Below are 22,370 nucleotides of genomic sequence, written 5' to 3'. Positions count from 1 at the left end.
TTCGCTTCCCCATAGCTTTCCGCCATAGTGCCCGCGACTCCAGATACCGAGGAAAAGGCCTATGACCGTGCTGTCCGACGAACAAGGCGAGATCATCCGTGAACTGGGCGTTGCCGCCGAGATCGATCCCGAGCGCGAGATCGCGCGGCGCACCAATTTCCTCAAGGATTATCTCGTCGCCTCAGGGCTGCGCGGCTATGTGCTCGGCATCAGCGGCGGCGTCGATTCGCTGACGGCCGCCTTGCTGGCGCAGAAGGCCGTGCGCGAACTGCGTGACAGCGGCCATACTGCTGAATTTATCGCCGTGCGTCTTCCCTATGGCGTCCAGGCTGATGAGGCCGATGCGCAGAGGGCGCTCGCAACGATCGGCGCCGATCGTTCGGTAGTGGTCAACATCAAGGCCGCGGCGGATGCGATGCTGGCCGCCGCTCAGGACGGCGGCCTCGCTTTCGCCGATGCCGGCCGGCAGGATTTCATCCTTGGCAACATCAAGGCCCGTCAGCGCATGATCGCCCAGTTCGCGCTTGCCGGGGCGCTCGGCAGCCTCGTCATCGGCACCGATCATGCCGCCGAGGCGGTGATGGGCTTCTTCACCAAATTCGGCGATGGCGCCGCCGATATCCTGCCGCTCGCCGGCCTCAACAAGCGCCGCGTCCGCCTGCTGGCAAAGCGGCTCGGTGCCCCGGACGAGCTGGTCTTCAAGGTTCCCACAGCCGATCTTGAGGACCAGCGGCCGCTGCGCCCCGACGAGGAGGCCTATGGCGTCAGCTATGACGAGATCGACGATTTCCTCGAAGGCAGGCAGGTCGGCGAGATTGCCCGCCGCCGCATCCTCGCCGCCTATCGCGCCACCGGCCACAAGCGCGCGCTGCCGGTGGCCGTCAACGCCCTCTGAGGGTTTGGTTTACGGTCGAACCGGCGAGCCGGTCCGACCGGACGATGCGACGTAGGCATGCGGGGCGAAGTAGACGCCACCGGCATCGAAGGCTTCGAGGTCTTCGGCCTGCATCGCCTCGCGCACCTTCGGTCGCGCCGCCACACGGGCCATAAAGGCGTGCAGCGCCGGCCATTTTCTGAGATCGATTTCGATCCAGGGCGACCAGTTCAGGCAGACGAAGAGATAGGCGTCTGCCACCGTGAAGGCCTCGCCGGTGAGATAGGGTACGGCAAGACGGCCGTTCAGCCAGGCGAGCCGCTTCGATATCAACGCGCGAATCTCGGCATGCACGCTCGCATAAAGCGGGTTGAAGAGCAGCACCATCGGCTTGTGCAGCTCGGCGGTGATGAAATTCAGATAGGATTGCACCTCGTTGCGGCTGAGATTGCCGACTTCGGGCAGCATGGCTGATCCCTGCGGCACGCTGTCGGCGAGGAACTGCACGATCGCCGGCCCTTCGGTCAGCACCTTGCCGTCGTCGAGCACCAGCGCCGGCACATATCCGTTGCCGTTGACGGCGAGGTAATCCTCGCCGTCGCTCGCTTTGTGGGTTTGCCGGTCGACCTCGACGAGTTCGATATCGAGCCCCAGCTCGCGGCAGACGATATGCGGCGAAAGCGAGCAGGCTGCGGCGTTCATATAGAGTTTCATGGCGATTTCCTCTCTCTGTTCCTCTCTTGGCGCAGCCGGTCGATGCCGCCTGTCGATCCCATTGAATATTTGTACTGTTCCGCATAAAATAACTTTCGTCAAGAATTTAATGCGAAACGGTACAAAATATGAAGGATGGAAGGAAGCGTGGCCGCCCGAGGGCTTTCGACGCCAAGGCCGCACTCGGCAAGGCGCGCGACGTCTTCTGGGACAAGGGCTTCGCCGCCGCCTCGCTCGACAATCTGAGTGCGGCGACCAATCTCAACCGCCCGAGCCTTTACGGCGCCTTCGGCGACAAGGAGGATCTTTATCTCGATACGCTGGAAGGTTATCGGCAGGACGGCATGGATGCGCTCGCCGAAGCACTCGATCCGTCGCTTCCGCTGCGCGACAATCTCGCCCGCGTCTATGCCGGCGCGTTGGCGGTTTATCTGCATGGTGAAACCGCCGCCCGCGGCTGTCTGCTGATCGGCACGGCGACGGTCGAGGCGGTCGAGCGTCAACGGGTCCGCGAGGTGCTCGGCCGCAGCCTCGGCGATTTCGACGGCGAGATCGAAAAGCGCATGCGCCTTGCGGTGGAACGCGGCGAGCTTGCCGAAGGCGCCGATCCGCAGATGCTGGCAAGGCTTGCCTCCGCTGTCATGCATTCGCTTGCCGTGCGCGCCCGCGCCGGCGACAGCCGCGAGACGCTGGAAGCGATCGCCCGCTCCGGCGTCGAACTGATCTGCGGACGCTCCTAAACTCAGCTTGGTTTCTTCTGATCGCGCGGCCGCACCAGCCAGGCATAGGCAGCACCCACGACAAGCAGCACCGAGGTACCGAGGAAAACCGCCCGCATGCCGATATGCCCGCCGACGAAGCCGCCGAGGATAGGGCCGGCCACCTGGCCGACATATTGCGAGGAAATGGAAAAGCCGAGAATGCTGCCCGCCGCACTGTCCGGCACGCTGTGGCGGATGACGGCGGCGATGCAGGGCAGCAGCCCTCCAAGCGCTGCCCCCATCAGGAAACGCAGGACGATCAGCTGCCAGGAGCTGGTGACGAAGGCCTGCGGGATCAGCAGCAGCCCGGCGACGGCGAGCGCCCCTGAGATCACCGGCCAGTGGCCGATCCTGTCGGCAAGCCGGCCGAGCCATGAGGCCGAAAGAATGCTGCCGAGGGCGGCCGCCGACATGACGATGCCGGAGATCATTGTCACCTCACCGGCGGCCGGCACGATCTGCGCGACATAGACGGTGATGATCGGCTCGATCGACATATTGGCGAACATCAACAGCATGCCGGTCGCCAGCATGGCGATCACAGGCCGCCTATCGCTGATGGATTTCCAGCCGCCGCTTGCCTTGGCGGCCTGTTTGCGGGCCGGCGATTTCTCCTCCTTGATCAGCAGTGCGGTGGCGAGAAAGGCGAGGAAGATCATCGCCCCGGCGGCGAGAAACGTGCCGCGGATGCCGATAACCGGCGGCAGCACCCCGCCGATCAGCGGCCCGACAAGATTGCCGGCCATGATGCCGGAAGAAAGCACGCCGAGCGCCCAGGCCGAGCGGTCTTTCGGCGTCTGCGTCGCCACCAGCACCATCGATCCGGAGGAATAGCCGCCGGCAAGCCCGACGAAGAGGCGCAGTGCCACCAGCTGCCAGACATTGCCCGCCATGCCCATCAGTGAAATCGCCACCGTCATGCCGAGGCTGGCGCGCACCAGCATCAGCTTGCGCCCGTAAATATCGCCGAGCCGGCCCCAGAGCGGCGCAACGAGCGCCGCGGCCAGGAAGGTGGCGCCATAGGCAATGCCCGACCATTGCACGATTGCCGCATGGTCGCTGACGCCGAGTTCCTCGACATAGAGCGGCAGGAAGGGCAGCAGCAGCGTCATCGCGACGATGGTGGTGAAGGAGCCGATCAGCGAGATGGCGAGGTTGCGCTTCCAGTAGATCGAGCCTGTCCTAACGCTCGCCGCGTCCAATTGCGTATCGGTCATTCCTTGCCTCGGCATCGATCATGAGGGCGCGATTGCGCCGAAACTGGATCATCTCGGATAAAAGTGCTAGATATACTGATTGCGAAATGCAATCGGTTAATCGGAGGATATTGCCATGAACGATATGCGCACGAGGCGGCAGATCGTCCGCGATCTCTACGCCGCCTATCTGGCTGACCGCAAGGATAAAGTCGGCGCCATGCTGACGGAGGATTTCACCTTCTCCAGCCCGCGCGACGATCATATCGACCGGGCGACCTATTTCGAGCGCTGCTGGCCGAAGCAGCCGGTCTTCCGCGCTATCACGATCGAATTCCTGGCGGTCGAAGGCGACGAGGCGGTTGTTCGCTACAGTGTCGATAAACTCGACGGCGGCAGCTTCGGCAACGTCGAGAGCCTGCGCTTCCGTGGTGATAAGATTGCTTCCGTGGAGGTCTATTTCGGCCGGAATCTGTAGTCCGGGCGGTACCGTTTAAAGAAGCCTTATCGCCGAAGTGGCGATGATGACCATCGAGACCGCCACCATCAGCGCCCGCACCGGCAGCCGCTTGACGAGGATGGCGCCGAAAGGGGCGGCGATGACGCCGCCGATGATCAGGCCGATCGCCGAATTGAGCTCCGACCAGCCGAGCGTCAGGATGAAGGTCAGCGAAATCGTCAGCGTCACCGCGAATTCGGTGAAATTGGTCGAGCCGATCACCCGCTTGAGATCATGGCCGCGGCCGACGAGCGTGCTGGTGACGACAGGTCCCCATCCGCCGCCGCCGATCGCATCGAGAATGCCGCCGCAAAAGCCGACGGGCGGCACTGCCCAGTCACGCACCTCGCGCTTGCCTGGCGGCCGAAAGGCCTTGTAGAGAATCAACAGGCCGATGGCGATCAGATAGGCCGACACGAAGGGCGCGATCACCTTGCCGTCGATATTGGCCAGCAGATAGGCGCCGATCGCGCCGCCGATCATGCCGGCCGGTGCCAGCCGCGCCACCAGCCGCCAGTCGACATTGCGATGATAGGCATGCGAGATCCCCGATGCGGCGGTCGTGAACATCTCCGTCACATGCGTCATGGCGCTGGCATTGGCGGCCGGCACGCCGAAGGCGAGAAGGCTCGTCGTCGACAGCACGCCGAAGGCCATGCCGAGTGCGCCATCGACGATCTGCGCACAGAAGCCCACCACGATGAAAAAGAAGATGTCCGATGTCATACGGTCCCCTCAGACGAACGGTAGCATCAGAATCTGCGATGCGGGAAAAATTCTGGTGTCAGGCGGAAAGTCCGCGCTGCTTCAGCCGGACGATCTTGAAGAAGCCGTTTGGAAAGACCGGCATTATATCGGTCGCGGAAATATCACCGCGCCGCTCCGCCCATGCGAGGATGCGATGGATGCGAAAGGCGGAGGACCAGCCGATGTGACGCACGAGCGGCGCCACCGCCGCCTCGATCGCGCCCTGCAGGCCTGCGCCGTCGCCGAGCTTGCTGGCGAGAATGATCTCGCCGCCCGGCCGCAGCACCCTGGCGCATTCGTCGAGCGCCCGCTCGGGCTCGGGGATCAGGGTGATGACGAAGGGCAGGCAAACCGCATCGAAAGACCGGTCGGCAAAGCTCAGCGCATGCGCATCCATCACCTCCAGCGCCTTGACATGCTGCAGCTTGGCGCGGCGTACCTTTTCGCGTGCCCGCGCGATCATGTGTTCGGAAATATCGATGCCGGTCACCCGGCAGCGGCTGGGATAGTGACCGAGCGTCAGGCCAGTGCCGACGCCGACCTCCAGAATATCGGTGCCGGCCGCAGCGGCGAGCGCGGCAAGCTTGCGGTGGCCGTCGCTGAGAATGCCGCGATAGACACGGTCATAGACCGGCGCCCAGCGCTGATAGATTTTCTGCTGATCGTCCGCCCTGCCGCGAATCTCTGCCATCCCGCACCTCCCTGAAGCCCAGTCCTCAACTCCTAAGGGTAGCGTCCGGTTCCCCCAGAAATGTGACGGAAGGCACATATTCGCAGAGCGGATCGTACCGGGCAGCCTATCTTGCCGGCGCGAGACCAAGTTTCTTGGGGTCGAGCTCGCTGCCGATCTCGACGGTTTTCGTCTGCTTGTCATAAACGCAGATCTGGACGACCAGGCCCTTGGCGCCTTTCGGCTTTCCCGTTACCAAAGCCAGTCCGTAATGGCTGGTGCCGAAGGGATCGACGCTGGCCGCCGGGTTCTCGATCGCGACAGCGGCCGTCTTGCACTTGGCCTCGACGTCGGCTGCCAGCTGTTTCCAGGCCTCGTCCGAAGAGGCATGTGCTGCGCCCGCGAGACTAATAAGCGCGGCAATGGTCGGAAGCGGGATTATATTCCTGTTCATATTGATCTCCGTTGCGGCGTATCGCCGGGAAGTGGTTTCCGGGGCGGGCATCCCGGGCGATTTTCTCGCCGGATTCCAGCCTGGTAACTGAGGCAAATTTTCCTCCGACGGATCGTTTTTTGACATTTCGCCGGTTGCCTCTCCGTGCTTCCCCTCCTATGTTCCGCCTCACCTGCCGATGACGCAATCTATTGCCAAGAGGAGATCTGACATGGCTTTCGAATTGCCTGAACTTCCCTATGATTACGAAGCACTTGCTCCCTTCATGTCGAAGGAAACGCTGGAGTTTCACCACGACAAGCACCACAAGGCCTATGTCGACAACGGCAACAAGCTCGCAGCCGAAGCCGGCCTTTCGGATCTGTCGCTCGAAGACGTCGTGAAGAAGTCCTTCGGCACCAATGCCGGCCTCTTCAACAACGCCGCCCAGCATTACAACCACATCCATTTCTGGAAGTGGATGAAGAAGGGCGGCGGCGGCAACAAGCTGCCGGGCAAGCTCGAAGCAGCCTTCGCCTCCGATCTCGGCGGCTACGACAAGTTCAAGGCCGATTTCGCCAATGCCGGCGCCACCCAGTTCGGCTCCGGCTGGGCCTGGGTTTCCGTCAAGAACGGCAAGCTCGAAATCTCCAAGACCCCGAACGGCGAAAACCCGCTCGTCCACGGCGCCACCCCGATCCTCGGCGTCGACGTCTGGGAACATTCCTACTACATCGACTATCGCAACGCCCGCCCGAAATACCTCGAGGCTTTCGTCGATAGCCTGATCAACTGGGACTATGTCCTGGAGCGCTACGAAGAAGCCACGAAGTAAGCGGCCCCGGACTCGCAGCCCACGGCGGCGATGTCTTAGCCTTTTTAGTGCAGCACCCGGCGCCCAAACGCCGGGTGTTTCGTTTTATGCGCCAGTTGCGAAATCTTTAAGTTTTGAGCGGCCAAAGATCGATTGATGAAGCAGCTTCCATTCAAGCCCGAAGCCGTCCTGTTCGACATGGACGGTGTAATTTTCGATACCGAGGCTTTGTATCGGGACGCCCTTATCAAGGCCGCTGAGGAAAACGGGTTTGATATCCCGGTGTCCGTCTATCTGGAAACGATTGGTTTACCCGGCACGTCGGCCAGAGCGTTTTTGGGCACGCATCTTGGCGGAGAATTTCCCATTGAGGACGTGTGGAAACAAGCCTCAGACTGGTTCCAGACGATGGTCGCCACAGAGTTGCGCCTCAAGCCGGGGGTCATTGAAATATTGGACTGGCTGGAAGAAATTCAGCTCCCGTGGGCCATCGTCACCTCCTCGGACCACGACACGGTGCTTAGCCATCTGCTGGCGGTGAATCTGAAGGATCGCTTTGCGCACATCATTGCCCGCGGAGACTATACCGCGGCCAAACCTCATCCAGAGCCGTATCTGAAGGCCACAAGCCGGTTAGGGGTGAACCCGAGCCGTTGTGTTGCACTCGAGGATTCCTGCAACGGTGTGCTTTCGGCATCTCGCGCCGGCCTGATGACCATTATGGTGCCCGACCTCGTTCAGCCAACGCTGGATATCCAAAATCTATGCGCCTATGTCGCGCCAGATCTACACGACGTTCTTGCCGTTTTGATCGATAGGCTCCACACACTTGGGGATCTCGACAATTGACGCAGTTCGATCATGGTTTAGGACACCGTCACATCCCTGTCACCCGCCGCTCCTAATCACGCTCCATGTCATCTTCCGCTCTTCCCCTGTTCCGCTTCGGCATCATCGCCGACCCGCAATATGCGGCAGTCCCGCCGCATGCGACCATGGACCGCTATTACGCCAACAGCCTTGCCAAACTCGCCGAGGCGATCGAGGTCTTCAATGGCGAGGAGTTGAGCTTCGTCATGACGCTCGGCGATGTCATCGACCGCAGCTTCAAGAGCTTCGACGATATCCTGCCGGTCTATGAAACGCTGCGGCATGAGGCGCTCTTCCTGCTCGGCAATCACGATTTCTCGGTCTCCGCGGGGCATCTCTCCGAAGTCGCCGCACGTCTCGGCATGCCGTCGCCCTATTACAGCTTCCACCGCCACGGCTGGCGCTTCATCGTGCTCGACGGCAACGAGGTCAGCACCTTCGCGCCGCCCGAAGGCCATCCGCATCGCGAGCTCGCCGCACGGATGCTGGCGGAGCTGCAGGCTAAAGGCGCCAGGAATGCGCATCGGTGGAATGCCGCGCTGAGCGACGCACAGTTCGCCTGGCTCGGAGACGAGATCGCTAAAGCGGGTGAGGCCGGCGAAAAGGTGATCGTCATGAATCACTATCCCGTGCATCCGCCGAGCGAGCACGGCATGTGGGACAGCGAACGCATCGTTACGCTGCTCGCCGCGCACGACAATGTCGTCGCCTATCTCAACGGCCACGATCATGTCGGCAATTACGGCAAGGTCGGCGCCTGCCATTTCGTCAATTTCAAGGGCGTGGTCGACACCGAGAGCGAAAACGCCTTCGCCATCGTCGACGTCCATCCCGACCGAATCGAAATCCGCGGCTTCGGCCGGGAAGAGAGCCGGACGCTGGCTTATTAGGTGATGATTCGCACGCCCGGTTCGTGCGATGGCTGCCCCTCACCCTAACCCTCTCCCCGTTCTGACGGGGAGAGGGGACGTGCCCTACGCGACGTTGGTGAAAAATGGAGAGCTTGCGGCTTGCCCCCTTCGCCCCGTTTACGGGGAGAAGGTGCCGGCAGGCGGATGAGGGGCAGGCGGCGATCGCAGTCCTCACATTTCACCCCGGCACAGCCTTCTCCGTCCAGCCGCTGGTCCACAACTCCCGCAGCCTGTCGCCATCGCCCTTGAAGAATTCGTCACGCGCCGCGCAGTGTTCCACCCGGTCGCTGCGGAAATTGCGGATTGCCTGGCGCAACTCGCACCAGGCGACGATATTGGCGGTCTGCGAATAGTAGATCAGCGCGATCGGCTGGATCGTCCGCTCGCTGGCGCGGCCGAGTTCGTCGCGGTAGCCGAGCATCAGCTTGCATTCGTCGCGGATCGCCCGGCGCACGATCGCAAGGTCGAAGCCCGCCGGCTGGGCGGTCGAGCCCCAGGCATAGAGCGCCTTGCTGTCCATCGCCTGGCGAAGCGGCGCCGGCACGGCGCCGGATATCTTCCGGTTGACTCGGCGGGCGGCCTGCTTCAGCTCTTCGTCGGCGGTGCGTTCGAGCAGCGCCAGCGACAGCACGATCGCCTCCATCTCCTCGATCGAGAACATCAGCGGCGGCAGGTCGAAGCCCGGCCGCATGATGTAGCCGATGCCGCGCCCGCCCTCGATCGGCACCCGCATCGCCTGAAGGGCGGCGATATCGCGATAGATCGAGCGCACCGTCACCTCAAGCGTCTCGGCCATCGCAGCCGCCGTCATCGGTTTTCTGGCGAGCCGCAGGATCTGAATGATCTCGAAAAGCCGTGAGGCCTTGCGCATTTTGCCTCTCCCATCCCTTAGGCTCCTGACAATACACTGTCAGTTGGGTTTGCGTATAGAGCCGCCTATCGAATTGAAATCAATCAGGGTCTTTCAAAACGGCCCATGGACCGACAAGGCGGTAACTGACATGAACTACCACGAAAACCTCTGGCTCTTCTTCACCCTTCTCTTCGGCATCATTATCGTGCCCGGGATGGATATGCTCTTCGTGCTCGCCAATTCACTGACCGGCGGCATCAGGCGGGGGCTGGCGGCGACCGGCGGCATCATGGCCGGCGGCGCGGTGCATTCGGCCTATGGCGCGGCCGGCGTCGGCTTGCTCGTCACCATGCTGCCGCAGCTTTTCAACGTGCTGCTCCTCGCCGGCGTCGCCTATATGATCTGGATCGGCATTTCGCTGATCCGCAGTTCGATCACCGTCGAGGCGGTCGGGCCGGGAACGGCACGCTCCGGCTGGCGCGCCTTCCGCCAAGGTGCGGTCACCTGTCTCGTCAATCCGAAGGCCTATATTTTCATGTTCGCCGTCTATCCGCAGTTCCTGAAGCCGGAATATGGCCCGGTCTGGATGCAGGGGCTGATCATGGGCGCCATGACGGTTGCCACCCAGTTCGCCATCTACGGCACGCTGGCAATGACCGCCGGCCGCAGCCGCGATCTGCTCGTCGCCAATCCCGATGCCACGGCCTTTGTCGGCCGCTTCGCCGGGCTGCTGCTGGTTGCGGTTTCCGCATTCAGCCTCTGGCAGGGCTGGAAAAGCGCCTGAGCCTGCGAGTCCCCCGACGCGGCGGCGAACACTGCGACAGGTTCAGCAGTGACGGGCGGCAGTCCTGCGGAGATGTTCTCTTATCATCGCGCGAAACTCGCCGAATGTCTTGAACCCGATGTGCCGTACCAGTCGGTGGACCGTCGTTGGAGAAACGCGGCACCTGCGCGCAACCGCTGCCGCACTTTCAAAGGCGGTCATCTCCGGCCTTTCCAGGATTTCCCGGGCGACGCCTTCGAGGCCAATGGGAAATACGAGCTGTCGGCGGGCGACCAGGCACTTCAGTTCGTGCAGTGTCGAGGGAGGAGGAGAGGGCTGATCCCGTAGCATTGCAATCACTTTCGAAAGATCTCCCTTCGGGCAAGCGCGCCGCGATCTCTCGCGGCGGTCGAGGTGAAATCGGATGCGTTCCGCTCTCGACTAGATCGCTTGCGGCTTGAAATCGCTGGCCGCAACCGGCATGACGCCCTGCAACAGAGCGACGGACTTCTCCAGCCCTTCCAGACTGTTCAGAAGCACGTCCTCATGCTCGATCGAAAGCCAGCCATCGTAACCGGCCATTTTCAGCCTGTAGCAGAACTGCCGCCACCATTCTTCGCCATGCCCGAAGCCCAGCGTGATGTAGGACCAGCTACGCGCCGGGATGTCCATCAGGCTGCCGTTCTCCAGAAGGCTTGTGACGGCCTGCTTCGGAGCGTTGAGGAGGGTATCCTTGGCATGAACGTGGTATATGGCGTCGCCGAGCGCTTCTGCGGCGACAAGGGGATCGGCGCCCATCCAGAAGAGATGGGACGGATCCAGGTTCGCTCCGACGATCGGGCCCACGGCTTGGCGCAGTTTCAGCAGCGAAGGCACGTTATAGGCGCACTGGTTGCCATGGAGTTCCAGCGCGATACGTTCCACGCCGTGATCCCTGGCGAGTGCCACGATCTTGGTCCAGTAGGGGAGGAGCTTTTCCTCCCACTGGTAGCGAAGGATCGCCTGCGTCTCCGGCGGCCACGACGAGACCACCCAGTTCGGCATGGTATCGGTGGCATTTCCGGCCGGAAGTCCCGACATCGCGCAGACGGTCTTGATACCCAGTTCGCCCGCCGCGCGGATCGTATCCTCAAGACCCTGCCCCTGGGCAGGATCGGTCGGATGCAGCGGATTTCCGTTGGCGTTCAGACTTATCACTTCCAGTTCGCGATCGGCGAAAGCGCCCAGGAATGACTTCTGCGCATTCTTGTCCCGAAGGATTGTCGGCAGATGGAAATGCGGCGCCGTCGACCAGCCACAGGTATTGACCTCGACGCCGGAGACGCCCAGTCTTCGAGCGTGATCCAGCATCGCCTCGAAGGGCAGCGCGCCGAGGCTGTCTGATACGAATCCAAGCTTCATGCGTAAAACTCCGGTCTGGCAATCATTTCCACGGGAATCTTGCGGCCGTCGTTCAAGGCTCTGACGCCGGCTTCGGCGACCTTCGCGGCGCAGTATCCATCCCAACTGCTCGAAGCGATGTTCGGGAATACCCCTGTTTCGACGAACCGGACAAAAGCGCGGTTCTGGCGGCGATAGGCTTCGGCGTAGCGGCTGCGCCAATCCGCCTCGTAGCTTGTGCTCTGGCCGAGTTCCCGGTCGACGCGGGTGTAGTTGACGGCGTTCATGGCGATCGTCGCCTTCTCGCCCACCAGTTCCGCGCGGACGTCGTAGCCGTAGGCGGCGTTGTTGTTGATCTCGATATTGACGAGTTGGTCATCCGCCGTTTCGAGCACCATATAGACCGGTGCGACCAGCGCGTCTGAACGCTTCGGCTGGAAGGCGGAGATCGATACGTATTCGGTGTCGAGGACGTGTCGGACGACATCGAACTCGTGCGGGGCGGAATTGGTGATCGCCATCGCTCCGGTAAAGTCCGACGCGGGAGTTGCGACATTGCGATGAAAATTGTGCATCATCAGCGCGCGGCCAATCGCACCGTGCTCCAGAGCCCGTTTCATTTCGACATAGGACTGGTCGAAGCGGCGCATGAAGCCGAGCATTATGAACTTCGATCCCGCGGCTTCTTCCGCCTGCATGATCTCCACGCATTCTTGCGAGGATTGCGACAGCGGCTTTTCGCAGAGAGCCCGTTTGCCGGACTTTATGCAGGAGAGCGACAAGGGCGCGTGCGTGAAATCGGGGCTTGCGATGATAACGGCGTCCACGTCCCGACGAGCGGCGACCCGGCCGGGGTCGGAGCCGACATCATGAGCACAGTAGGCGTCTGCCACTTTGCGGGCGCGGTCCGCATCCATGTCGCAGACGACCTGGAGGCTTGCTCCTGGCAGATCTTCGGCGATGATCCGCGCGTGATCGGCTCCCATCAGTCCCGCCCCGATGACGGCGATCCTTACTGTCATTTCGATATTTCCTGTCGTTTGGAGAACCAGCGATTTGCGGCTTACAAGCATGACCCCTGGTGGGAAACGCGTGCCGGTAGCCCCATCCCGGCACGCACCCTTGGGAGGGCTTACTTCTTTGCGTACTGGTCAACGTTGTCCTTGGTGATCGAAGCGAACGGCACCAGCTTTTCGGCCGGAGCATCCTCCCCCTTTTTCAGCCCTTCCACGACCTCGAAGGCGGTCTTCGCCTGGCCTGCAGCGTCCTGGAAGATCGTCTGGGACATGGTGCCGGCCTTGATCGCATTCAGAGCATCGGCCGTGCCATCGACACCGGAGATCATCACGCCCTTGAGGCGGTCAGCGCCCTGAAGTGCTTCCAGCGCCCCCAGCGCCATCTGGTCGTTGGCTGCGACGATCGCATCGAATTTCGGAAAGCTCTGGATCCAGTCTTCCGTGACCTTCATGCCTTCTGCGCGGTCGTAATTGGCTGAGAGACTGGCGAGAGTGGCCACGTCAGAACGGCCGAGCGCATCCTCGAAGCCCTTTTTGCGCTCCTGCGTGTGCGAGAGCCCCGGTGTGCCTTCGAGGTAGAGGATCTTGGCGTCCTTCGGCAGGTGTTCCTTCATGTACTCGCCCTGAAGGCGGCCGGCATCGATATTCTTCGAGCCGACGAAGGTGTACTTGCCGCCTGCCGATTGGATGCCGAGAGCGATGACGGGAATGCCGGCCTGGTTCGCCTTCTCGACGCCCGGTACGATGCCTTGGTAGTCGACCGGCACGACGACGATCGCGTTGACTTTCTGCGCTATGAAGTTGTCGATCTGATCGAGTTGCTTGCTGACGTCGTTGTTGGCGTCGGAGAAGTTCACTTCGACGGCCGGATCGGATTTCGACGCTTCGATGAAGGCGTTCTTGCGCGCCATGACGAAGACGTCCGTATCCGCCATGTTGGCGTATCCGACGACGAATTTATCTGCGGCGAATGCGGCGCCGGTGGAGATGGCAGCAAGGGATATGGCGCAGGCGAGAGCGAGTTTGGAAATGGCTTTCATAGGATCCTCCCATAGAGTTTCAGGTTCATTCCAGATGCGGGAAATCCCCGCCGACAAAGAGGTGGTTCGGAAGCAGGCGCTGGCCTGCCGAAGAACGTCGGTCATGCCTTCTTTTTGCTGCGGGCAGATTTGGTCCAGACATCGAGGATCACGGCGATCGCGATGATCAGACCCTTGATGATCTGCTGCCAGTACGAGCTGACATTCATGAGATTGAGCATGTTGTTGATGACGCCGATGATCATCGATCCGATGATCGTGCCGGTGATGGTTCCGGTGCCGCCCATCAGGCTGGTGCCGCCGACGACCACAGCGGTGATCGCATCGAACTCGTAGCCGACGCCGCCTGCCGGCTGCCCGGAATTGATGCGAGACATCAGGACGATGCCTGCGACGGCGCACAGGATGCCGTTGAAGATGAAAGCCTTCACGACGATACTGTCCGGATTGATGCCGGAAGCGCGTGCGGCTCGCTCATTACCGCCGACCGCATAGACATATCGGCCGAACTTGGTCTTGTTGAGAAGAATCCAGGATAGGACGACGATGGCCGCAAGAATAGTCACGGAAATCGGCACCGGGCCAAGCGAGCCCTGGCCGATCACCTTGAAGTCGCCTAGTCCCGTCACTGGCGAACCGCCCGTGTAAAGCAGCACAGCGCCGCGTGCCACCGTCGTCATGGCCAAAGTCATGATGAATGACGGGATGCGGAAAAAGGTGATGACGAAGCCGTTGATGACGCCGGTGACGATCCCGACCGCAACACCCGCAGTAACCGCGAGAACGATGCTTCCGGTCATCGCCATCACGCTGGCCGCCAAGACGCCGCAGAGCGCCAGGACAGATCCCAGCGAGACGTCGATATGCCCCAGAATGATGATGAAGGTAACGCCGCAGGCAAGCAGGCTCACCACGACGACTTGACGCAGGACGTTGGTTAGATTGGCCTCTGTCAGAAATGTCGGGCTCAAGATCGAGGCAAGGATGCAGATGCCGATGAAGATCAGGATTGTGCCGTACTTGCGGTAAATCTGGGAGAAGCTGATGGTCCGAGGGCCTGAAGTGAGCTGGCCCTCTCGTTTCACAGCCGCGTCTGCGCGTTCGATGCTCATCAGTGTCCTCCCGTGGCGAGGCGCATGATGTTTTCCTGAGTGGCCTCGTCTCTTGTTAGTTCGCCGGTGATCCGGCCTTCGCTCATCACCACCACGCGATCACTCATGCCGAGGATCTCGGGCAGCTCGGACGAGATCATGACGATCGCGAGTCCCTGACGCGCGAACTCGGTCATCAGTCTGTGAATTTCAGATTTCGACCCGACATCGATGCCGCGCGTGGGTTCGTCGAGAATGAGCAGCTTCAGATCACCCAATAGCCATTTGGCCAGGACGATTTTCTGTTGATTGCCGCCGCTGAGGTTCTCCACGATCATTGCCGTATCGGGCGTCTTGATCTGGAGCATCCTGATCATGCGCTGCGAGGCTGCCTCTTCCTGCCGCTCGCTGATGAAAAGGCCGGAGGCAAACTTCTTAAGGTTCGCAAGCGAAATGTTCTCGCCGACGGACCGGCAAAGCACCAGGCCTTCCGCCTTGCGATCTTCCGAGGCCATGGCGATGCCGTTGGCGATGGCATCCTTCGGCGACGTGAGCTTTAGCGGTTGTCCATTCAGGCGGATCACACCGGCGTCCGCCGCGTCCAAGCCGAAGATCACCCGGGCTACCTCCGTCCGCCCGGCGCCGATCAGGCCGGAAAGGCCAACGATCTCGCCGGCACGCACCTCGAAGCTGACATTTTCGAAAACGCCGTCACGAGAGAGGTTCTCGACGGAAAGGACGATCTCGCCGATCGGCACCTCCTCTTTCGGAAAGATGCTGGAGATCGTGCGGCCAACCATCTGAGAAATCAGCTTTGCGGGCTCGTAGTCGCTCGCCGGCGCGGCAGCGACGAACTGGCCATCACGCATCACCGTGATGTAGTCGGCGATCTGAAAGATCTCGTCCATCTTATGGGTGATGTAGATGATCGCGACGCCCGCTGCTTTCAGGTCTGCGATCTGCCTGAAGAGCATCGTAACTTCCGTGTCGCTGATCGCCGATGTCGGTTCGTCCATGATGACGAGAGAGGCCTCGCGCGAAATCGCCTTGACGATCTCGATGAGTTGCGTCGTCGCGATGGACAGATCTCGCATCTTGGTTTGGGGGCTGTATTTCAGACCCAGACGATCGAGGAGCGCCTGCGTGTCCGAATTCATGCGATTGAAATCGACGAACCGGGACAAAATGCCCGTCCTGCTATAAGTGGGTTCGCGGCCGAGAAAGATGTTTTCGGCGATGGTCATGTCGAGCACCGGGCTAAGTTCCTGATGGATCATCGAGATCCCTCGATCCAGCGCGGCTGCGGCGTTCTGGTGGTCGAGCTTTTCGCCTCTGAAAAGGATCTCTCCGCCGTCGATGGCGTAGATGCCGCTCAGAATCTTCATGAGCGTCGACTTGCCCGCGCCATTTTCCCCGACGAGGACATGGACCGTGCCGGCACGAACCTTCAGGCTCATGCCATCGAGCGCGAGAACACCAGGGAACGCCTTGGTGATTGAGCACATTTCAAGAACGAAACCGGCTCCGCTATCCATAGGCGTGCGATGGCCTTCGCCGCCCGAAGGCGGCGCCACCTTTTGAAAGGTCGCAGACATGAGAGTATTTCCTCCAGATGAGAGAGCTCTCCCAAGCCCTCCTGCCAAACTGGCTTTTACTGGAAGACGAAATTGCGAAAATTTCACAACGTGTCAACGAACTGGTGGATTTTTCTCCCAAAACCTCTCATAAATAACATCAGATAATGAGAGGTTCGCGATGTCTCGTGCAACGATCCCTGACTTGGCAAAGGCCGCAAATGTGAGCATTTCAACGGTCGATCGTGTGCTGAATGGTCGCGATCCCGTGCGTCCGCAGACGGCGGAACGGGTTCTCAGCGCGGCCCGCCAGATCGGTTTTCATGGGGTGACCGCCATCGCTCGGCGACTTGAGCACGACAAGCCGGTGATCAAATTCGGTTTTCTTCTCAAGCAATCTCACCGCAAGCTTTATCAAATGTGGAGCGACGTCCTCATTGCTGCGACCGAGGCATTTCCCGACGCCCATGGAAGAGCCATCGTCAGATTCATGGATGACCTTGCGCCCGACAAGGCTGCCGAGGCGATCTATGCTCTCAGTCGCGAAGCCGATGTCATCGGAATGATCACCTCCGACCACCCGCAGGTGAACCACGCCGTCGATGGTCTGGCGGCAGAAAACATTCCGGTTGTGACCATGATTTCCGACATTTCCACTGCCTCCCGTGCGGCTTATGTCGGCAACGACTGCGTCAAAAAGGGCCGCACGGCCGCGTGGTTCATAGCCGGGTTGAATGGCAACGGCGGTAAGGTTTCCGTCTTCGTCGGAAGTCACCGATATCTGGCCCAGGACCTGAACGAAATGGGCTTTCGGTCGTATTTCCGGGAGAGTGCGCCGGGCTTCCAGATGCTGGAGACCGTTGCTACTCTTGAAGAGCCCGAAATTGCCTATGAGGCGACGCGCCGCCTTCTGCAGACCGAGCCGAATTGGGTCGGACTCTACGTTGCCGGCGGCGGCATCACGGGCGTGATGCGAGCCCTGCGGGAGGATGGCGGGCCGGCAGCTAAACGCCTGGTGGTCATCGCACACGAGCTCACGAACGAAACGAGAGCCGGGCTTGCCGAGGGGCTGATCAAGGTCGTCCTGTCTCATCCGGCAAAGTTGCTGGGAGAGACTCTGGTGCACGCAATGGCGGAAGCTCTCGATACCGGCCGATCGGCAACAGTTTCGCAGCACATTGTCCCGTTTGAATTTTACACTGCCACGAATATTTGAAGCTTCTTTCAGCTGCGTATCACATTGTTTTTATGGTGATCCGGCAAAACGTGACTGCCCGGAGGGCATGGATTTTGTCATGCTCCCGGTGCAGATTGGCCACCGGCCGCCTTGGCCTTCAGAAAATTGGAGAGGAAATATGAATTGGAAAGCAGTAGCTGCCGCCGCAGCGATGGCAGGAATAGCCTTCGGTTCGGTGACCGCCGCCGACGGCACGCATGATTCGCGCATTGCCCTGATGAAGCAGATCGGCGGGGCGGCCGGCGCCTTGGGAGCCATCGCCAAGGGCACCAAGCCTTACGATGCGGAAGCGGTGAAGACGGCGCTGACGACGATCGCCGCAACGGCCAAGGTTTTCCCCGATCAGTTCAAGCCGGGCACGGAAACGGGCGACGCAGAAGCGAGCCCGAAAATCTGGGAAAACATGGATGATTTCAAGGCGCGCGCCGCGAAGCTCTCCGCCGATGCCGAAACCGCGCTCGCCCAGCTTCCGGCCGATGCCGCGGCTGTCGGCGCCACAGTCAACACGCTCGGCGCCAGCTGCGGCGGCTGTCATAAGGCCTATCGCATCAAGGAGTGAGCGATAGGCCGTTTTGATCAGGAGCAATTCCAGCAAAAGTGTGCAGCGGTTTTGCGTCCGGAATTGCGCAGGCAAAGACACCGATCCGCGCCGGCCTTGCCGCTGGCGCGGATCACCTTATTCTCCGCCCGTGCGGGTTGGTGGCAGAATCGTTCGGCCCGGGAAAATCTCGGCAAAAGGGGAGGCGGAGCATGATCCGCAGGTTCATCCGGTTTCTGCTCTGTCTGATCGGCGTCGCCGTGCTGGGCGGAGGCGCCTTCTATCTGGTGACCGCGCCCGATCCGCTGCCGGAGAGCCATTGGGCCGGTCTCGGCGCGCCGGATCCGGCAAACGGTCAGATGGTTTTCTGGGCGGGCGGCTGTGTCAGCTGTCATTCCGCCCCCGGATCCGAAGGCGATGCCAAGCTGACGCTGTCGGGCGGCCTGGCGCTGAAGAGCCCTTTCGGCACCTTCCACGTGCCGAACATCTCGCCGGATGAAAAGGCCGGCATCGGCGCCTGGACGCTCGCCGAGTTCGGCAACGCGATGAAGCGCGGCGTCGGGCCTGATGGACAGCATCTCTACCCGTCCTTTCCCTATGGTTCCTATTCCCGGATGAGCGACAAGGACGTCAACGATCTCTTCGCCTTCCTGAAGACGCTGCCGAAGAGCGCCAACGTCGCGCCCCCGCATGAGCTGCCGTTCCCCTTCAGCATCCGGCTGGCGCTCGGCGGCTGGAAATTCCTCTATTTCAGCGATCAGCCGCGTGTCGCGCTTGCCAAGAGCGACGACAAGATCAAGCGCGGGCAATATCTCGTCGAAGGCCCCGGTCATTGCGGCGAATGCCACACGCCGCGCGATGCGCTCGGCGGCTTTGAGGCCGGTCAGTGGCTCGCCGGCGCGCCCAATCCGGAAGGCAAGGGCCGCATACCCGATATCACCCCGGCGTCGAAAAGCATCGGCGGCTGGAGCGAGACCGATATCGCCAGCTACCTCGAAACCGGCTTCACCCCCGATTTCGATAGCGTCGGCGGCTCGATGGTCGATGTGCAGCAGAACATCGCCCATCTTCCGGCCGCCGATCGCGAAGCGATCGCCGCCTATCTGAAGGCGGTGCCGGGACGGTAGGACAGGCCTGCCTCAAGCGATCGACTGCATGTAGCGCATGCCGGTGACCGGCCGCGGGGTGAAATCCAGCTGTTCGTAGAAGCGGTGCGCCAGCACGTTGCCGGTGGCGGCGCTGACGGAGAGATAACCGCAGCCGGCATTGCGCGCGGTCTCGCGGGCGCGGTCGACGAGCAACTGGCCGGTGCCGTGGCCGCGATGGCCGTCGCGCACGAAGAGATGGTGCAGGTCCATGCCGCGCTTTCCCTCCTGCGCCCTGTAGAGCGGCACGAGAATGGCGTAGCCGATCAGCCCGTCGCCGGTTTCGGCGACCAGCGCATGGATCCAGGGCAGGGGGCCGAACAGATCGCGCTCCAATTGTTCGGCCGTCGTCGCCGCGGCATCGCCGTGATGGGCGGCCAGCAGGGCGATCATTTCGTTGAGTTCGGGCAGGTCGCGCGGCTTGGCGGCACGGATCGTCACCACCGACGGGCGCATCAATGAAATTTCGCTGTCTTCGATTTCGGTCATGGTCTTCGCGTCCTTTGATAGTCTGCCGTCAGGACGCTGCCGATACAACAAAGCCGCCTGACGGCGGCTTGTTGACAATATGATCTGTCCGGCCGCCCTTTACAGGTACAGCCAAAAATACGAGCGGCTCTGGTGCGCGTTTTTGATCATGACGCATCAATCGTCGGAAACGCGGTCTTTGTCAATGGCCGATTTTCTGTCTTGATAGTATACCCCCCTATGCTACATAAGAGCCCATGTCCCACACCACCCTGCAGAAAAAGAAACTCATCGCCCGCGTCAGCCGCTTGAAGGGTCAGATGGAAGCCGTCGAACGCGCGCTCGAGGCCGAGCGCCCCTGCGGCGAGATATTGCAGTTGCTCGCCTCCGTCCGCGGCGCCCTGACCGGGCTGACCGGCGAGGTGCTGGACGATCATCTGCGCGAACATGTGCTGAATGCCGATGACGATGCCGCGAGAGCAGAGGCGGTCGAGGAAATATCGGAAGTGCTGAGAACCTATATCCGCTGAGTGCCGTGACGAAGGAACCTGTAATGAGTGCTGGGATCGAGAAGGCTGGAACGAACGCCCTGGAGCATGATCATATCTTCCTCGGTGCCGATCATGCGGTGAACGAGCGGCGCATCTGGCTGGTGATCGCGCTGACAGCGGTGATGATGGTGGCGGAAATCGCCGCCGGCACGGCGTACGGCTCCATGGCGCTGGTTGCCGATGGCTGGCACATGTCGACCCATGCCAGCGCGCTTTTGATTTCGGCGCTTGCCTATCTCTTCGCCCGCAAACAGGCGCGCAATCCGCGTTTCACCTTCGGCACCGGCAAGCTCGGCGATCTCGCCGGCTTCGCCAGCGCTATCATCCTCGCCTTGATCGCCCTGCTGATGGCCTGGGAAAGCTGGCTGCGCCTTTCGAACCCGGTGCCGATCGGCTTTGCCCAGGCGATCGCCGTCGCGGTGATCGGCCTTGCCGTCAACCTCGCCAGCGCCTGGCTGCTTGGCGGCGGCCACGCACATCACCACGGCCACCACGCGCATGGCCACCACGCGCATGGTCACCACGCGCATGGTCACCATGCGCACCATCACGGCGACCATGCCCATCACGGTCATGGTGCCCATGCCCATGATCATCACCCCCAAGACCATCACGCAAAGCGCGGCGACAACAATATCCGAGCCGCCTATCTGCATGTCATGGCCGATGCCATGACCTCCGTGCTCGCCATCGCGGCGCTGACGCTCGGCAGCCTCTATGGCTGGCTATGGCTCGATCCGATCATGGGCATCGTCGGCGGCCTGGTCATTGCCAACTGGTCCTGGAGCCTGATGAAATCCTCGGGCGGCGTGCTTCTCGACGTCGTGCCGCACGGCGAGACGTTGCCGGCAGAAATCCGCGACGCGATCGAGACCGAGGAGGACCGGATCACCGATCTGCATGTCTGGCAGGTCGGCCCCGGCCACCACGCCGCCATCGTTGCCGTCGTCACCCCGAGCCCACGCGAACCGGCTTTTTACAAGGGCCGGCTGTCGGCGCTGACGGAATTGTCGCATGTGACGGTCGAGGTCACGCGCGCCGCGTAATCGCCGCGGCGCACGATGGATTGCTCGGCGGACGACTTCGTCGCTCGGCGGACAACAGAGTTGCCGCGGGGACGAGATGCCGCCGCAATCGCCCTTTAGCCCTATCCTCCTCACCGCCGGAGGAATCATGGATCTCAATCTTACCCGCCGCATGCTGATAGGCTCGGCGCTTTGTCTGCCTACCTTGGGCCTGCCTGCGCTTACGCTTCCCGTCCGTGCCGAGGAGAAGGCCGGGGAGGGCGACGACGATATCGAGAAGCGCCTTGCGGCGCTGGAAAAACGCACCGGCGGCCGCCTCGGCGTCTCGGTGCTCGATACCCAGACGAGCATCTCCTTCGGCTATCGCGGCAGCGAGGCCTTTCCGATGTGCAGCACCTTCAAGGCGCTGGCCGCGGGCTTCGCGCTTGCCCGCGCCGACAAGGGTGAGGAGAGCCTCGACCGGCGGGTGACCTACGGCAGGGACAAGCTCGTCGACTATTCGCCGCTCAGCGAAAAACACGCTGGCGCCGACGGCATGACCATCACAGAACTCTGCGAGGCGGCAGTGACCGTCAGCGACAATACCGCCGGCAACCTGCTGCTCGAAAGTTTTGGCGGCCCGGCCGGGCTGACCGACTGGCTGCGCTCGATCGGCGACGGTACCACCCGCCTCGACCGCACCGAACCGACGCTGAACGAGGGCAAAAAGGACGATCCGCGCGACACGACGACACCGGACGCGATGCTCGACACGCTCGGCAACCTGACCCTCGGCTCGATCCTCACGGAAGCCTCCTCGGACCGGCTGATCGCCTGGCTGGTGGCAAGCACGACCGGCGGAGAGCGGCTGCGGGCCGGCCTGCCTAAGGAGTGGAAAGTCGGCGACAAGACCGGCACCGGCCAGAACGGCTCCCTCGGCGACATCGCCGTCATCTGGCCCCCCGACCGCAGCCCGATCGTCGCCGCCGTCTATATCGCAGAGGCGACCGCGCCGGTGAAGGAGCTCAACCCGGTCTTTGCCGAGGTTGGGCGGATGATTGTCGAGATGGTTTGAATTGGGGAAGATACATCGGCTGTCCGGTCCGTGCGTGAAAACCCCTCCCCAACCCCTCCCCACAAGGGCAGGGGAATCGCATATAAGTATTGCGTCTTTGGATGTGCTGGATTCAGTAGGGGCTTTCTCTGATTTGGGGAGAGCCG

26 protein-coding genes are annotated in these 22,370 nt (G+C 61.7%); 13 read left to right on the top strand and 13 right to left on the bottom strand.

Going from position 1 to position 22,370, the window contains the following annotated elements; genetic code table 11:
• Positions 1 to 61: 61 nt before the first annotated feature.
• Positions 62 to 895 carry an ammonia-dependent NAD(+) synthetase gene (nadE, locus tag BBJ66_RS18080; RefSeq protein ID WP_071088727.1) on the top strand — a complete coding sequence of 278 codons (834 nt, stop codon included), beginning with the start codon at positions 62 to 64 and terminating at the stop codon, positions 893 to 895.
• Between the two features lie 9 nt (positions 896 to 904).
• Here nadE and gstA read toward each other — a convergent pair whose 3' ends face one another.
• On the bottom strand, positions 905 to 1,588 hold the full coding sequence (gene gstA, locus BBJ66_RS18075) for a glutathione transferase GstA (protein ID WP_049734477.1): 684 nt from the start codon (positions 1,586 to 1,588) through the stop codon (positions 905 to 907).
• A 128-nt stretch (positions 1,589 to 1,716) separates the two neighbouring features.
• On the opposite strand from gstA, the gene BBJ66_RS18070 reads away from it, so the two are divergent.
• Positions 1,717 to 2,328, top strand: coding sequence for a TetR/AcrR family transcriptional regulator (locus BBJ66_RS18070; protein WP_071088725.1), 612 nt, complete (start codon positions 1,717 to 1,719; stop codon positions 2,326 to 2,328).
• Positions 2,329 to 2,330: 2 nt separating this feature from the next.
• Here BBJ66_RS18070 and BBJ66_RS18065 read toward each other — a convergent pair whose 3' ends face one another.
• The gene (locus BBJ66_RS18065) at positions 2,331 to 3,566 is read right to left on the bottom strand and encodes a multidrug efflux MFS transporter (RefSeq protein ID WP_071088723.1); all 1,236 of its coding nucleotides are present in this window, start codon (positions 3,564 to 3,566) and stop codon (positions 2,331 to 2,333) included.
• A 115-nt stretch (positions 3,567 to 3,681) separates the two neighbouring features.
• Between BBJ66_RS18065 and BBJ66_RS18060 the strand changes: the two genes are divergently transcribed.
• On the top strand, positions 3,682 to 4,023 hold the full coding sequence (locus tag BBJ66_RS18060) for a nuclear transport factor 2 family protein (RefSeq protein ID WP_071088721.1): 342 nt from the start codon (positions 3,682 to 3,684) through the stop codon (positions 4,021 to 4,023).
• Between the two features lie 15 nt (positions 4,024 to 4,038).
• Here the strand turns inward: BBJ66_RS18060 and BBJ66_RS18055 are convergent, their stop codons facing one another.
• The 3 genes from BBJ66_RS18055 to BBJ66_RS18045 form a co-directional block, all read right to left on the bottom strand.
• A complete protein-coding gene (locus tag BBJ66_RS18055) occupies positions 4,039 to 4,770 on the bottom strand; it encodes a sulfite exporter TauE/SafE family protein (RefSeq protein WP_049734473.1) in 732 nt (243 codons plus the stop codon).
• A 58-nt stretch (positions 4,771 to 4,828) separates the two neighbouring features.
• The gene (locus tag BBJ66_RS18050; protein WP_071088719.1) at positions 4,829 to 5,482 is read right to left on the bottom strand and encodes a class I SAM-dependent methyltransferase; all 654 of its coding nucleotides are present in this window, start codon (positions 5,480 to 5,482) and stop codon (positions 4,829 to 4,831) included.
• Positions 5,483 to 5,588: 106 nt separating this feature from the next.
• Positions 5,589 to 5,915 (bottom strand): hypothetical protein, encoded by a 327-nt coding sequence (locus BBJ66_RS18045; RefSeq protein ID WP_071088717.1) that lies wholly within the window; start codon positions 5,913 to 5,915, stop codon positions 5,589 to 5,591.
• A 211-nt stretch (positions 5,916 to 6,126) separates the two neighbouring features.
• On the opposite strand from BBJ66_RS18045, the gene BBJ66_RS18040 reads away from it, so the two are divergent.
• The 3 genes from BBJ66_RS18040 (at position 6,127) to BBJ66_RS18030 (ending at position 8,468) form a co-directional block, all read left to right on the top strand.
• The gene (locus tag BBJ66_RS18040; RefSeq protein ID WP_003569477.1) at positions 6,127 to 6,729 is read left to right on the top strand and encodes a superoxide dismutase; all 603 of its coding nucleotides are present in this window, start codon (positions 6,127 to 6,129) and stop codon (positions 6,727 to 6,729) included.
• 135 nt (positions 6,730 to 6,864) lie between these two features.
• Entirely contained in the window at positions 6,865 to 7,557 is a 693-nt protein-coding gene (locus BBJ66_RS18035) for an HAD family hydrolase (RefSeq protein ID WP_071088715.1), read from the top strand.
• 65 nt (positions 7,558 to 7,622) lie between these two features.
• Complete coding sequence (locus tag BBJ66_RS18030; protein WP_071088714.1) at positions 7,623 to 8,468, top strand: metallophosphoesterase; 846 nt, start codon at positions 7,623 to 7,625, stop codon at positions 8,466 to 8,468.
• Between the two features lie 199 nt (positions 8,469 to 8,667).
• On the opposite strand, the gene BBJ66_RS18025 is transcribed toward BBJ66_RS18030, so the two are convergent.
• Complete coding sequence (locus BBJ66_RS18025) at positions 8,668 to 9,360, bottom strand: helix-turn-helix transcriptional regulator (protein WP_049734470.1); 693 nt, start codon at positions 9,358 to 9,360, stop codon at positions 8,668 to 8,670.
• A gap of 130 nt (positions 9,361 to 9,490) precedes the next feature.
• On the opposite strand from BBJ66_RS18025, the gene BBJ66_RS18020 reads away from it, so the two are divergent.
• Complete coding sequence (locus tag BBJ66_RS18020; RefSeq protein WP_071088712.1) at positions 9,491 to 10,126, top strand: LysE family translocator; 636 nt, start codon at positions 9,491 to 9,493, stop codon at positions 10,124 to 10,126.
• A 42-nt stretch (positions 10,127 to 10,168) separates the two neighbouring features.
• Here BBJ66_RS18020 and BBJ66_RS35375 read toward each other — a convergent pair whose 3' ends face one another.
• From BBJ66_RS35375 to BBJ66_RS17995, 6 genes are all read right to left on the bottom strand, one after another.
• Positions 10,169 to 10,456, bottom strand: a complete 288-nt coding sequence (locus BBJ66_RS35375; RefSeq protein ID WP_083335583.1) for a MurR/RpiR family transcriptional regulator — start codon at positions 10,454 to 10,456, stop codon at positions 10,169 to 10,171.
• Positions 10,457 to 10,546: 90 nt separating this feature from the next.
• The gene (locus BBJ66_RS18015) at positions 10,547 to 11,506 is read right to left on the bottom strand and encodes a sugar phosphate isomerase/epimerase family protein (protein ID WP_071088710.1); all 960 of its coding nucleotides are present in this window, start codon (positions 11,504 to 11,506) and stop codon (positions 10,547 to 10,549) included.
• Positions 11,503 to 12,507, bottom strand: a complete 1,005-nt coding sequence (locus BBJ66_RS18010) for a Gfo/Idh/MocA family oxidoreductase (protein WP_071088708.1) — start codon at positions 12,505 to 12,507, stop codon at positions 11,503 to 11,505. Before BBJ66_RS18010 ends, BBJ66_RS18015 begins: the two co-directional genes overlap by 4 nt.
• A gap of 110 nt (positions 12,508 to 12,617) precedes the next feature.
• Complete coding sequence (locus BBJ66_RS18005; RefSeq protein ID WP_049734467.1) at positions 12,618 to 13,541, bottom strand: sugar ABC transporter substrate-binding protein; 924 nt, start codon at positions 13,539 to 13,541, stop codon at positions 12,618 to 12,620.
• Between the two features lie 101 nt (positions 13,542 to 13,642).
• The gene (locus BBJ66_RS18000) at positions 13,643 to 14,653 is read right to left on the bottom strand and encodes an ABC transporter permease (RefSeq protein WP_071088706.1); all 1,011 of its coding nucleotides are present in this window, start codon (positions 14,651 to 14,653) and stop codon (positions 13,643 to 13,645) included.
• Positions 14,653 to 16,227 carry a sugar ABC transporter ATP-binding protein gene (locus BBJ66_RS17995; RefSeq protein WP_071088704.1) on the bottom strand — a complete coding sequence of 525 codons (1,575 nt, stop codon included), beginning with the start codon at positions 16,225 to 16,227 and terminating at the stop codon, positions 14,653 to 14,655. Before BBJ66_RS17995 ends, BBJ66_RS18000 begins: the two co-directional genes overlap by 1 nt.
• A 160-nt stretch (positions 16,228 to 16,387) precedes the next feature.
• Between BBJ66_RS17995 and BBJ66_RS17990 the strand changes: the two genes are divergently transcribed.
• From BBJ66_RS17990 to BBJ66_RS17980, 3 genes are all read left to right on the top strand, one after another.
• Positions 16,388 to 17,422, top strand: a complete 1,035-nt coding sequence (locus tag BBJ66_RS17990) for a LacI family DNA-binding transcriptional regulator (protein ID WP_071088702.1) — start codon at positions 16,388 to 16,390, stop codon at positions 17,420 to 17,422.
• A gap of 139 nt (positions 17,423 to 17,561) precedes the next feature.
• The gene (locus BBJ66_RS17985; RefSeq protein ID WP_071088700.1) at positions 17,562 to 18,002 is read left to right on the top strand and encodes a c-type cytochrome; all 441 of its coding nucleotides are present in this window, start codon (positions 17,562 to 17,564) and stop codon (positions 18,000 to 18,002) included.
• Positions 18,003 to 18,193: 191 nt separating this feature from the next.
• Positions 18,194 to 19,108: a cytochrome c gene (locus BBJ66_RS17980; protein ID WP_071088698.1), complete on the top strand. Its 915-nt coding sequence runs from the start codon at positions 18,194 to 18,196 to the stop codon at positions 19,106 to 19,108.
• Positions 19,109 to 19,120: 12 nt separating this feature from the next.
• Here BBJ66_RS17980 and BBJ66_RS17975 read toward each other — a convergent pair whose 3' ends face one another.
• Positions 19,121 to 19,615 carry a GNAT family N-acetyltransferase gene (locus tag BBJ66_RS17975; RefSeq protein WP_071088696.1) on the bottom strand — a complete coding sequence of 165 codons (495 nt, stop codon included), beginning with the start codon at positions 19,613 to 19,615 and terminating at the stop codon, positions 19,121 to 19,123.
• Between the two features lie 236 nt (positions 19,616 to 19,851).
• Here BBJ66_RS17975 and dmeR point away from each other — a divergent pair, with 236 nt between their 5' ends.
• The 3 genes from dmeR (at position 19,852) to bla (ending at position 22,224) form a co-directional block, all read left to right on the top strand.
• Positions 19,852 to 20,124 carry a Ni(II)/Co(II)-sensing transcriptional repressor DmeR gene (gene dmeR, locus BBJ66_RS17970; protein ID WP_049734460.1) on the top strand — a complete coding sequence of 91 codons (273 nt, stop codon included), beginning with the start codon at positions 19,852 to 19,854 and terminating at the stop codon, positions 20,122 to 20,124.
• 23 nt (positions 20,125 to 20,147) lie between these two features.
• Positions 20,148 to 21,191, top strand: coding sequence for a CDF family Co(II)/Ni(II) efflux transporter DmeF (dmeF, locus tag BBJ66_RS17965; protein ID WP_071088694.1), 1,044 nt, complete (start codon positions 20,148 to 20,150; stop codon positions 21,189 to 21,191).
• A gap of 127 nt (positions 21,192 to 21,318) precedes the next feature.
• Positions 21,319 to 22,224, top strand: coding sequence for a class A beta-lactamase (gene bla, locus BBJ66_RS17960; RefSeq protein ID WP_071088692.1), 906 nt, complete (start codon positions 21,319 to 21,321; stop codon positions 22,222 to 22,224).
• Positions 22,225 to 22,370 lie beyond the last annotated feature (146 nt).

The sequence above is a fragment of the Rhizobium sp. RSm-3 genome, assembly GCF_001854685.1.
Classification (GTDB): Bacteria; Pseudomonadota; Alphaproteobacteria; order Rhizobiales; family Rhizobiaceae; genus Rhizobium; species Rhizobium ecuadorense.
Note: the sequence above shows the minus strand (reverse complement) of the source record. Positions and strands in the feature narration are given on the sequence as shown.

What these genes read in the sequence shown, in the direction of transcription:
- BBJ66_RS18020 (WP_071088712.1), top strand. Translation starts at nt 9,491, where the DNA reads ATGAACTACCACGAAAACCTCTGGCTCTTCTTCACCCTTCTCTTCGGC.
- BBJ66_RS18050 (WP_071088719.1), bottom strand. Translation starts at nt 5,482, where the DNA reads ATGGCAGAGATTCGCGGCAGGGCGGACGATCAGCAGAAAATCTATCAG.
- BBJ66_RS18055 (WP_049734473.1), bottom strand. Translation starts at nt 4,770, where the DNA reads ATGACATCGGACATCTTCTTTTTCATCGTGGTGGGCTTCTGTGCGCAG.
- BBJ66_RS18045 (WP_071088717.1), bottom strand. Translation starts at nt 5,915, where the DNA reads ATGAACAGGAATATAATCCCGCTTCCGACCATTGCCGCGCTTATTAGT.
- bla (WP_071088692.1), top strand. Translation starts at nt 21,319, where the DNA reads ATGGATCTCAATCTTACCCGCCGCATGCTGATAGGCTCGGCGCTTTGT.
- nadE (WP_071088727.1), top strand. Translation starts at nt 62, where the DNA reads ATGACCGTGCTGTCCGACGAACAAGGCGAGATCATCCGTGAACTGGGC.
- BBJ66_RS17980 (WP_071088698.1), top strand. Translation starts at nt 18,194, where the DNA reads ATGATCCGCAGGTTCATCCGGTTTCTGCTCTGTCTGATCGGCGTCGCC.
- BBJ66_RS18065 (WP_071088723.1), bottom strand. Translation starts at nt 3,566, where the DNA reads ATGACCGATACGCAATTGGACGCGGCGAGCGTTAGGACAGGCTCGATC.
- BBJ66_RS18040 (WP_003569477.1), top strand. Translation starts at nt 6,127, where the DNA reads ATGGCTTTCGAATTGCCTGAACTTCCCTATGATTACGAAGCACTTGCT.
- BBJ66_RS17985 (WP_071088700.1), top strand. Translation starts at nt 17,562, where the DNA reads ATGAATTGGAAAGCAGTAGCTGCCGCCGCAGCGATGGCAGGAATAGCC.
- BBJ66_RS18070 (WP_071088725.1), top strand. Translation starts at nt 1,717, where the DNA reads ATGAAGGATGGAAGGAAGCGTGGCCGCCCGAGGGCTTTCGACGCCAAG.
- BBJ66_RS18035 (WP_071088715.1), top strand. Translation starts at nt 6,865, where the DNA reads ATGAAGCAGCTTCCATTCAAGCCCGAAGCCGTCCTGTTCGACATGGAC.
- BBJ66_RS18005 (WP_049734467.1), bottom strand. Translation starts at nt 13,541, where the DNA reads ATGAAAGCCATTTCCAAACTCGCTCTCGCCTGCGCCATATCCCTTGCT.
- BBJ66_RS18010 (WP_071088708.1), bottom strand. Translation starts at nt 12,507, where the DNA reads ATGACAGTAAGGATCGCCGTCATCGGGGCGGGACTGATGGGAGCCGAT.
- BBJ66_RS18015 (WP_071088710.1), bottom strand. Translation starts at nt 11,506, where the DNA reads ATGAAGCTTGGATTCGTATCAGACAGCCTCGGCGCGCTGCCCTTCGAG.
- BBJ66_RS18025 (WP_049734470.1), bottom strand. Translation starts at nt 9,360, where the DNA reads ATGCGCAAGGCCTCACGGCTTTTCGAGATCATTCAGATCCTGCGGCTC.
- BBJ66_RS35375 (WP_083335583.1), bottom strand. Translation starts at nt 10,456, where the DNA reads ATGCTACGGGATCAGCCCTCTCCTCCTCCCTCGACACTGCACGAACTG.
- BBJ66_RS17990 (WP_071088702.1), top strand. Translation starts at nt 16,388, where the DNA reads ATGTCTCGTGCAACGATCCCTGACTTGGCAAAGGCCGCAAATGTGAGC.
- gstA (WP_049734477.1), bottom strand. Translation starts at nt 1,588, where the DNA reads ATGAAACTCTATATGAACGCCGCAGCCTGCTCGCTTTCGCCGCATATC.
- BBJ66_RS18030 (WP_071088714.1), top strand. Translation starts at nt 7,623, where the DNA reads ATGTCATCTTCCGCTCTTCCCCTGTTCCGCTTCGGCATCATCGCCGAC.
- BBJ66_RS18060 (WP_071088721.1), top strand. Translation starts at nt 3,682, where the DNA reads ATGAACGATATGCGCACGAGGCGGCAGATCGTCCGCGATCTCTACGCC.
- dmeF (WP_071088694.1), top strand. Translation starts at nt 20,148, where the DNA reads ATGAGTGCTGGGATCGAGAAGGCTGGAACGAACGCCCTGGAGCATGAT.
- BBJ66_RS17975 (WP_071088696.1), bottom strand. Translation starts at nt 19,615, where the DNA reads ATGACCGAAATCGAAGACAGCGAAATTTCATTGATGCGCCCGTCGGTG.
- BBJ66_RS18000 (WP_071088706.1), bottom strand. Translation starts at nt 14,653, where the DNA reads ATGAGCATCGAACGCGCAGACGCGGCTGTGAAACGAGAGGGCCAGCTC.
- BBJ66_RS17995 (WP_071088704.1), bottom strand. Translation starts at nt 16,227, where the DNA reads ATGTCTGCGACCTTTCAAAAGGTGGCGCCGCCTTCGGGCGGCGAAGGC.
- dmeR (WP_049734460.1), top strand. Translation starts at nt 19,852, where the DNA reads ATGTCCCACACCACCCTGCAGAAAAAGAAACTCATCGCCCGCGTCAGC.